We start from the raw sequence: 9,027 nt of genomic DNA, 5'->3' as shown, positions 1-9,027 counted from the left end.
CCGAGCCGGAAGGGCTGGCGAGCATCGCCCGCATCGCGGACACGTACCGCACCACCGACCTGCCGCGGCGCCTCGCCAAGTACCAAGGTGACAACGCGGAAGGCGCGTTCTGGGGATGGAACCGCGTGTGGCTGGACCCCGAGTTCCGCGCCTGGAACATCGAGGAGTACCTGGGCCTCATCCGCGTCCCCACCCTCGTCATCCAGGGCGAGGACGACGAGTACGGGACGATGCGACAGGTGGAGGCGATCGAGCGGCAACTCGCCGGCCCCGCCGAGATCCTCGTCCTCTCCGACTGCGGCCACACGCCGCACCGCGACCAGCGTGAACGGGTGCAGGCGGAGATAGTGCGTTTCGTCCAGGCCCACGTAGATGCACGTCACGGGTAGTCTCACGCAGAGGCGCAGAGACGCAGGGAGAGAACCGCGAACAGCCTCACACAGAGGGCACAGAAGGAAACCGTAAGCCACAGAGGAAAAACCTCCATGGTTGTTCTCGCCCTATCGCACTGTGTCTCAGTGTGCGATCCGCCGTTCCTCTTTCCTCTCCTGCGTCTCTGCGCCTCTGCGTGAGTCATGTGGTTGCATTACTTTCCGCGGCTCCGCGCCTCCGCGTGAGACCCGCTGTTCGTACACCCAAAGTGAACAGAGGCTTCCCGCGGCGCGGCTTACTCGATAGAATCCGCTCCGTTCCGGGCGCTCCGTGCGGGCGCCGCGAGAGATGAGAAGCCTGCGCAGGGATACAGATGGCCGGGCACCGACCCGAAAACCCGCTGATCGTCCAGAGCGACCAGACGGTGCTGGCCGAGGTGGCGAGCCCGCGCTTCCAGGAGGCGCGCGACAGGCTGGCGCGCTTCGCCGAGCTGGTGAAATCGCCCGAGCACGTGCACACCTACCGCATCACCCCGCTCTCCGTGTGGAACGCCTGCGCCGCGGGCGCCGATCCGGCCGACATCGTGGAGGGGCTGCGCGACCTGGCGAAGTACCCGGTCCCCGCCAACGTGGAGTCCTCCATCCGCGACGCCGCCTTGCGCTACGGGCGTCTGCGGCTGGTGCGCGACGAGGACGGGCTGGTGCTGTGCGGCGACGATCCCGCGCTCCTGGAGCTGGTGTCGCGGATCAAGGGTGTGGCGCCGCACCTGGGGGAGCGCCTCTCACCCACCGCCTTCCGCATCCCTCCGGCGGAGCGCGGGCGCATCAAGCAGGCGCTGGTGAAGGCCGGCTGGCCGGCGGAGGACGTCGCCGGCTACACCCCCGGCGAGCCGCTTCCCATCTCCCTGCGCACCGTAACGCGCGGCGGCGAGCCCTTTGCGTTGCGCGCGTACCAGGAAGACGCGATCGCCGCCTTCCACGCGGGCGGCTCGGAGCGGGGCGGCTCGGGGGTGGTCGTCCTCCCCTGCGGCGCGGGGAAGACGCTGGTGGGGATGGAGTGCATGGCGCGCGTGGGGAGCTCCACCCTGGTGCTCACCACCAGCGTGACCGCCGTGCGCCAGTGGATCCGCGAGATCCTGGACCGCACCACGCTGCACGAAGATCAGGTGGGGGAGTACACCGGGCAGGCCAAGGACGTAAAGCCGGTGACCGTGGCCACCTACCAGGTGCTCACGCACCGGGACAGCCGCGAGGGCGCGTTCCGCCACCTGGAGCTGTTCGACCGGCGCGACTGGGGGCTGATCGTGTACGACGAGGTGCACCTCCTTCCCGCGCCCGTCTTCCAGGTGACGGCCGGGCTGCAGGCGCGCCGGCGCCTGGGCCTCACCGCCACCCTGGTGCGCGAGGACGGGCGCGAGGACGACGTCTTCGCCCTGATCGGCCCCAAGAAGGCGGACGTTCCCTGGAAGGAGCTGGAGGGGCAGGGGTGGATCGCCCGCGCCACCTGCACCGAGGTGCGCGTCCCCCTCTCCGAGGAGCTGCGGATGGAGTACGCCGTCACCGAGCCGCGCGAGCAGTTCCGCGTCGCGTCGGAGAACCCGGACAAGCTGGAGGTGGCGCGCCGCATCCTGGCGCTCCATCCCGGCGAGCCCGCGCTGCTGATCGGGATGTACGTGGACCAGGTGGAGTGCCTGGCGCGCGGGCTGGACGTGCCCGTCCTCACCGGGAGCACCGGGCAGCGGCGCCGCGACGTGCTGTACCGCGACTTTCGCGAGGGGCGCATTCCCGTGCTCGCCGTGTCGAAGGTGGCCAACTTCGCCGTGGACCTGCCCGACGCGGCGGTGGCGGTGCAGGTGTCGGGGACCTTTGGATCGCGGCAGGAGGAGGCGCAGCGGCTGGGGCGCATCCTGCGGCCGAAGAAGGGCGCAAACCAGGCACACTTCTACACTCTGGTGAGCCGCGACACCGTGGAGCAGGACTTCGCCCTCAAGCGCCAGCTCTTCCTCTGCGAGCAGGGCTACGAGTACCGCATCGCCGACGCGGAGGAGTTCGCCGGATGAAGCTGGCCGACCTGGACTGGCGGGGGGTCCTGGCGACCCTCCCGGATTGGGAGGCGCTCTCCCCCGCCGCGCGCCGCGCCTTCGTGGAGGTGAAGCCCGAGGGGACCGCCGCGTCGGTGCTGGGGGCCGCGAAGGCGGAGCTGGAGAAGGCCGGGATGATCGTCGTGGCCGGGGCGCAGGGCACGCTGTGGGAGGCGACCCCGCGGTACCACGCGCTGCTCCTGGCCCTGCGGACGATGCACGGCTTCCCCGTCCTGGACGCCAACGAGCCGGCGCTCGCGGCGGACTACGTGCGCGAGAATCTCACGAACGACGAGGCCAGGCGGATCAGCACCACGGGCTACTCGTGGGCGAATCCCGTGCAGGTCGCGGAGCAGACCTTCTCCGTGGGCTGGGTGGAAGGGTTCCTCGCGCTGCAGGATCGCCGCGCCGCGGCCAGGTGGGAAGCGCAGCTCGTCACGCAATCCGAGGGCACGCACCTGATGCACCACGGGGTGTTCGACGCACTCCAGGTGCTGGTGCGCTCGTTCGCCGGCAATCCGCGCGGCGTGCCCCTCCGCGAGATCCTACCCGGGCTGGACGACGACACGCGCGCGGCGGTGCTGAAGGCGGGGTTCCGCTATCTCCTCCTCTTCCCCACCCTTCGCGAGCAGGGGCCCGAAGCGGTGGTGGGGCTCAGCCCGGGCGCCGCGCTGCGGCTCGGACCGCCGCCGCCCGCGCCAAAACCCGCGGAGCCCGCCGAGAGCTTCGAAACGCCCTACGCACTCGCGGACATGACCGCGGTGCTGGTGGAGGTCGCCACCGCCCCCATCCCCCTGCGCGGCGACGGTGTGCTGTACGCCCGGGCGCAAACGACGCTGGCGTCCCGCCTCCAGCCGCTCCCGGCGTGGGTCGGCGAGATCCTGGACCTCCCGGAGGACCTCGACGAGGAAGACGACTTCGACGAGGACGAGGACGCGCAGCGCGGGCGGCGGCGCGCCGGTCCGGGCCCCGAGCTCATCGCGCGGGCCACCGCCGCCGCGCGGGCGCTGATCAGCTTCGGGCTCGCCGCCACGCGTGAGGACAAGAGCGGCAAGCGCCATCTCGCCGCCACCAAGGAGGGCGTGCGCTGGCTGGAGCTTGGGGAGGGCGAGCGCCTCCGAGGGGTGCTCCAGCTCCTCCGTGCGTCGGGCCAGCGCAACCCTCCGGGGTGGTACGACCCGTCCCGGGGGAGCGACTTCTTCCCCACGCGGCTCGGCGTCGAGATCCCCAGGGGCGCGGGGGTGGACCTGCGCACGGCTACGGCCGCCGTGTTCCTCTCCATCCCGCCGGGTGCAGTGGTGCCGGTGGAGGAGCTGCTGCTCTTCCACTCCGTCGCGGCGAACCCATTCCTCGGCCCGGGCCTCCGCAAGCTCCTGGAGAAGCGGTATTCGTCATCGACTCCGTCCACCCGTGAGGGGTGGGAGCTTCTCTGGATCGACCTGCTGCGCACTTTTCTGGCGCTGCGGCTCTTTGCGTTCGGCGGCGCGCGGCTGGCCCGCACGGCGGACGGCGTTCCCTGCGTGGGGCTGACGCCGGTCGGACGCTACCTGCTGGGCGCCACCGACAGCTTTGAGTACGCGCCCCCGCCGGAGGGCGAGGTGCTGGTGCAGCCCGACTTCGAGATCGTGTTCCTTGCGCCCGCCCCGCGCCTGGAGCCGGAGATGGCGCGCTTCGCGGACCGCGTCGGCGCGGGGGTGGGGGCGCTCTTTCGCATCACGCGCGCTTCCGCGATCCGCGCCGCCGAGCAGGGGCTGACCGGCGACCAGGTGGTGGGATCGCTGGAGCAGGTCGCGCGCGGCGGGGTGCCGGCCAACGTCGCTCGCCAGGTGCGCGACTGGATGGGGAGCACGCGCAGGGTGAGCCTGCTCCCGGCCATCCTCATCGAGTGCCCCGACGCCGACACCGCCGCGCGGGTACGCGCCGCCGGCGGAAAACAGGTGGAGGCGATCACCCCGACCATCCTTCGCGTGAAGGCGCAGGGGAAGGACCGGACCGCGCTCGTCAAGCGGCTCCGCGAGAAGGGGATCTTCGTTTCAGACTGATTCGCCCCTGAAACCGTGGGGCATCCGTTGTGCGCAACGATGCGGGCGGGGAGCCGGGATGCACAACAGCGCGTGAGTACGTCGATGCGGAGAGCTCGGGGAGCAGGTTGTGCCGCGGTGATGGCGGTGCTGCTGGCGGGCGGTGTGGAGGCGCAGGAGTTCCGGGAGAACGTGGCGCACCCGTGCCAGGACTTCTGGATGCTCACGCGCACCGAAGTGGTGGACTGCCTGCGGCGCGACTACGCGGCGGCCGATGCCGAGCTGAACCGCGTGTACGCGGCGAAGATGGCCAGCCTCTCCGCCGCGGCGCGCAACGCCCTGCTCCAGGACCAGCGCGCCTGGCTCGTGCGCTACGACCGCGTGCTTACCGCGTACTACTCGCGCCCCTGGGCCAACCACTCCATCGCCAAGGTGCTCCCCTCGCAGATCCTCGCCGTGCGGCAGCGGACCGCGTACGTGCGCCGGTTCAGGGGGTAGCGCCCATCCCCCGCAGCTTTCCCCTCGCGATCTCTTCGCGGCGCTCGTTGGTGTTCAGCTCCAGGAAGCGGCGGTAGTTGGCGATGGCCGCCGGCTTCTGCCCGCGCACCCGGTACACCTCTCCCAGGTTGGCGTAGGCGATGGCGCGGTTGGGATCCAGCCGCACCGTCTCGCGCAGCTCCCGCTCCGCACCGGCCAGGTCGCCGCTCTGGAAGAGGGCCCATCCCAGCTGGTTGCGATAGTGCGCGTTGCCCGGCGCCGCCGCCACCGCCCGCCTGAATCCCGCCACCGCCGCCGGAAAGTCCCCGACTTCGAAGCGCTGCTCCGCCTGGCGCGCCGCGCTCGCCGCGGCGGGGCTCGACGCGGGCGCGGGGGTCCGCGGTGGCGTGGACGTGCCCGCGAACGTGCCGCTGGCCGCCGGGGCGGTGCCGGGCTGGGCGGGAGGCGCTGCACCGCCGGCAGGTGCCGCACCACCGCCGGGCACGGCGCCGCCGGCAGGGACCCCACCCGAGCCCGGCTGCTGCACTGCTCCGGCCTCGGCCGGGTCTCCGCCGTCGGGGGCGCTCCAGGCGAGAGAGTCGGGCGTGCGCGCGGGCGGCGGAGTCGCGGCGGGCGGCGCGGCTGCCGTGGTCTGCTCGACGGGACGCGGTGCATCCGGTGTGTCGCGAGACATCGCCCACCACGCGCCGCCGCCCACGAGCAGGAGCAGCGGAACCCCCACGAGCAGCGCGGGTGAAGCACGGCGGCGCGCCGGACGTCCAGTGACTGGCACACCCGCCGGCACGCGCTCCGCCAGGAGCGGCACCTCGCGCGTGGGATCCGCGAGCGGGGCGGGCGGCGTCTCGCGCACGGGCTCGGCCGCGGGCGTGGGCACGACAACGGGAGGCGCCACGACCCCCGGCACCGCCGCGGCCGGCTCGGTGGCGGGGAGCATCACCGTCTCCGACGCCTCGACGGGCACGACGACCGGCACGGCTTCGGCGCGGAGCGAGGTGAGAGCGGCATCCAGCGCCTCGGCCATCTCGCCGGCGTCGGCGAAGCGGCGCTCCGGGTCCAGCTCCATCGCCCTGCGGATGATCGGCTCGACCTGGGCGGGGATGGCATCGAACGAGGGCGGATCGGCCGCGTCCCCGCGCGTCAACAGGCGAATCTGCTCGGGGTCGAACGGGCGCTCCCCCGTCAGCAGCTCGTACCCGATCACCCCCAGGCTGTACACGTCGGACGCGGGGGAAAGGTCGCGCGCGTCCTGGAGCTGCTCCGGCGATGCATAGCGCGGCGAGAGCGGCGCGGCGCCCCGGGTCAGCTTCGTGAGCGACTGCTCGGCGTCGCGGATGCGCGCGATGCCGAAGTCGAGCACGCACACGCGGAAGCGCTCCTCGCGCTCGTGCTCCGCGAGGAAGATGTTGGCCGGCTTCACGTCGCGATGAATCAGCCCGCCGCGGTGTCCCGCCGCGATTCCGTGCGCGGTGTCGCGGAGGATGCGCACCGCCGCGGGCGTCTCCAGCCGCTCCGGGCGTGCGAGGCGGCGCGACAGGTCCTCGCCGCGCAGCAGCTCCATCACCAGGAAGTCGAGCTCCAGGTCGGGATCGGTCCCTACGTCGTAGACGGTCACGACGTTGGGATGGTCCAGGCTGGCGGCGACGCGCGCCTCGCGCTCGAACCGGCGGCGGATCTGGTCGCGCGTCGCCGCGTCCGCCGCGACCACGGTGATGACCTTGACCGCCACCGTGCGGCCGAGGCGTTCGTCGTGGGCCCGGTACACGGCTGCGAAGCCGCCCCTGCCGATCACTTCCTCGATCCGGTAGCGGCCCATCAGCGTGCGGCCGGCGAGGAGCCCTTCGAGTCCGGACATGGCGTCGGGTTGAGTCGTGGCGCGCGCGGTACCCCGGGAATGCCGCGCATCCGGCAAGATACGATCCGGGGGGACGGAAGTGCGTGAGTGCGTGAGTGCGTGAGTGCGTGACAGGAGGAACGGGCATCCTCCCTTCTTCTGTCATCCTGAGCGACGCGCCGCGCCAACCTTGCCCCGTCACGAACCTGTGGCGCGGAGCGAAGGATCTACTGCGCGTGGCGCGAGGCCCGTGGTACGGCGCCGTCCTCCTGCCTCGCCGGCTAGATCCTTCGGTCGCCGCGGGAGTACGGCGCACCGTGAGCATCCGTCGCGCGGCTCCCTCAGGATGACAAATGGGGGGGGAATCGGATCGGCGAGCCGCCACTTCACGCGAAGACAACGCACTCACGCACTAACGCACTCACGCACTTCCCTTCCCTTCCCTTCCCTTCCCTTCCACCGAACGATCGCCCAAACTACCTTGTCCCCCCACCCCCGCACCCGTTTCCACGCACGAAGCCCCTCCATGCCCAAGTCCGTCCGCATCCTGCTGTGGAGCGCCGTAGCCGTGCTGGGCGCGGCGGCCATCGCGGTGATGGCGCTGCACAGAGGCGAAACCATCAACGCCGCCTGGCTGGTGGTGGCGGCGGTGTGCACCTACGCGGTGGCGTACCGCTTCTACGCGCGCTTCCTGGCCACGAAGGTCTTCGAGCTGGACGATCGCCGCGCCACTCCATCGGAGCGGCTGGAGAACGGAGTGGACTTCGTGCCCACGCACCGGTGGGTCCTCTTCGGCCACCACTTCGCGGCGATCGCGGGGGCGGGGCCGCTGGTGGGGCCGGTGCTGGCGGCGCAGTTCGGATACCTGCCGGGGACGCTCTGGCTGATCGTGGGCGTGGTGCTCGCCGGGGCGGTGCAGGACTTCATCATCCTCTTCGCATCCATGCGCCGCGACGGCAAGTCGCTGGGGCAGATGGCGCGCGAGGAGATCAACACGACGGCCGGGTTGATCTCCATGGTGGCCGTGCTCGCCATCATGGCGATCCTTCTGGCCGTGCTCGCGCTCATCGTCGTCAACGCGCTGGCGCATTCGCCCTGGGGGCTCTTCACCATCGCCTGCACCATCCCCATCGCCCTGCTGATGGGGTGGTGGATGCACGCCTTCCGCCCCGGCCGCGTGGGCGAGGCGTCCGCGATCGGGGTGGTGCTGGTGTTGGCCGCGGTGGTGGCCGGCGGGTGGGTGGCCAGGAATCCCGCGTGGGCCGCCGTCTTCACCGTCGAGAAGACGACGCTCGTCTGGCTGATGGCGGGGTACGGCTTCGTCGCCTCCGTGCTCCCGGTGTGGGTCCTCCTCTGCCCGCGCGACTACCTGAGCACCTTTCTCAAAATCGGCACCATCCTGGGGCTCGCGGTGGGGATCCTGGTGTCGCTCCCCGTCATCCACATGCCGGCCATGACGAGGTTCGTGGACGGCACTGGGCCGGTGTTCAGCGGCAAGCTCTTCCCGTTCGCCTTCATCACCGTGGCGTGCGGCGCCATCAGCGGCTTCCACGCGCTGGTGGCCTCCGGCACCACGCCCAAGATGCTGAGCCGCGAGAGCGACGCGCGCATGGTGGGCTACGGGGCGATGCTGATGGAAAGCTTCGTGGGGGTGATGGCGATGGTGGCCGCCGGCATCCTGCAGCCCGGCGTCTACTTCGCCATCAACTCGCCCGCGGGGGTGGTCGGCGGCACGCTGGCCGAGGCGACGCGCACCATCGCGACGTGGGGCTTCGTGGTGACCCCCGGCGACATGGAGGCGCTGGCGCGGCAGGTGGGCGAGCAGACGCTGCTGGCGCGCACCGGCGGCGCGCCCTCGCTGGCGGTGGGGATGGCGCAGATCTTCTCGGGGGTGTTCGGCGGCAGCGCGCTGGCGGCGGTGTGGTACCACTTCGCCATCATGTTCGAGGCGCTGTTCATCCTCACCACCATCGACACGGGCACGCGCGTCGGCCGCTTCATGCTGCAGGAGCTGCTGGGGCACGTGTGGAAGCCGCTGGGGCGCACCTCGTGGTATCCGTCCGTCGTGCTCTCCAGCGGGTTGATGGTGGCGTTCTGGGGGTACTTCCTCTACCAGGGCGTGGTCGATCCGCTGGGCGGCATCAACTCGCTCTGGCCCCTCTTCGGCATCTCCAACCAGCTCCTGGCCGCCGTCGCGCTCTGCGTGGGGACGACGGTGCTAATCA

General features: G+C 71.5%; 6 protein-coding genes. 5 read left to right on the top strand and 1 reads right to left on the bottom strand.

Annotated features, from left to right (window positions below):
• The 4 genes from VF647_03275 to VF647_03260 all read left to right on the top strand — a co-directional run.
• Positions 1 to 389, top strand: a 389-nt coding sequence (locus tag VF647_03275; GenBank protein HEX8451089.1) for an alpha/beta hydrolase, incomplete at its 5' end; no start/stop codon positions are given.
• A 356-nt stretch (positions 390 to 745) separates the two neighbouring features.
• Complete coding sequence (locus VF647_03270; GenBank protein ID HEX8451088.1) at positions 746 to 2,431, top strand: DNA repair helicase XPB; 1,686 nt, start codon at positions 746 to 748, stop codon at positions 2,429 to 2,431.
• Positions 2,428 to 4,494 carry a helicase-associated domain-containing protein gene (locus VF647_03265; GenBank protein HEX8451087.1) on the top strand — a complete coding sequence of 689 codons (2,067 nt, stop codon included), beginning with the start codon at positions 2,428 to 2,430 and terminating at the stop codon, positions 4,492 to 4,494. Before VF647_03270 ends, VF647_03265 begins: the two co-directional genes overlap by 4 nt.
• 120 nt (positions 4,495 to 4,614) lie before the next feature.
• A complete protein-coding gene (locus VF647_03260) occupies positions 4,615 to 4,971 on the top strand; it encodes a lysozyme inhibitor LprI family protein (protein ID HEX8451086.1) in 357 nt (118 codons plus the stop codon).
• On the opposite strand, the gene VF647_03255 is transcribed toward VF647_03260, so the two are convergent.
• On the bottom strand, positions 4,961 to 6,823 hold the full coding sequence (locus tag VF647_03255) for a protein kinase (protein HEX8451085.1): 1,863 nt from the start codon (positions 6,821 to 6,823) through the stop codon (positions 4,961 to 4,963). The genes VF647_03260 and VF647_03255 overlap by 11 nt on opposite strands.
• Before the next feature lie 505 nt (positions 6,824 to 7,328).
• Here VF647_03255 and VF647_03250 point away from each other — a divergent pair.
• The coding region (locus tag VF647_03250; protein ID HEX8451084.1) for a carbon starvation CstA family protein at positions 7,329 to 9,027 on the top strand (1,699 nt) is incomplete at its 3' end.

It is taken from the genome of Longimicrobium sp. (assembly GCA_036387335.1).
Lineage (GTDB): Bacteria > Gemmatimonadota > Gemmatimonadetes > Longimicrobiales > Longimicrobiaceae > Longimicrobium.
The sequence above is the reverse complement of the archived record's forward strand: the minus strand, read 5'-3'. Positions and strand labels throughout refer to the sequence as shown.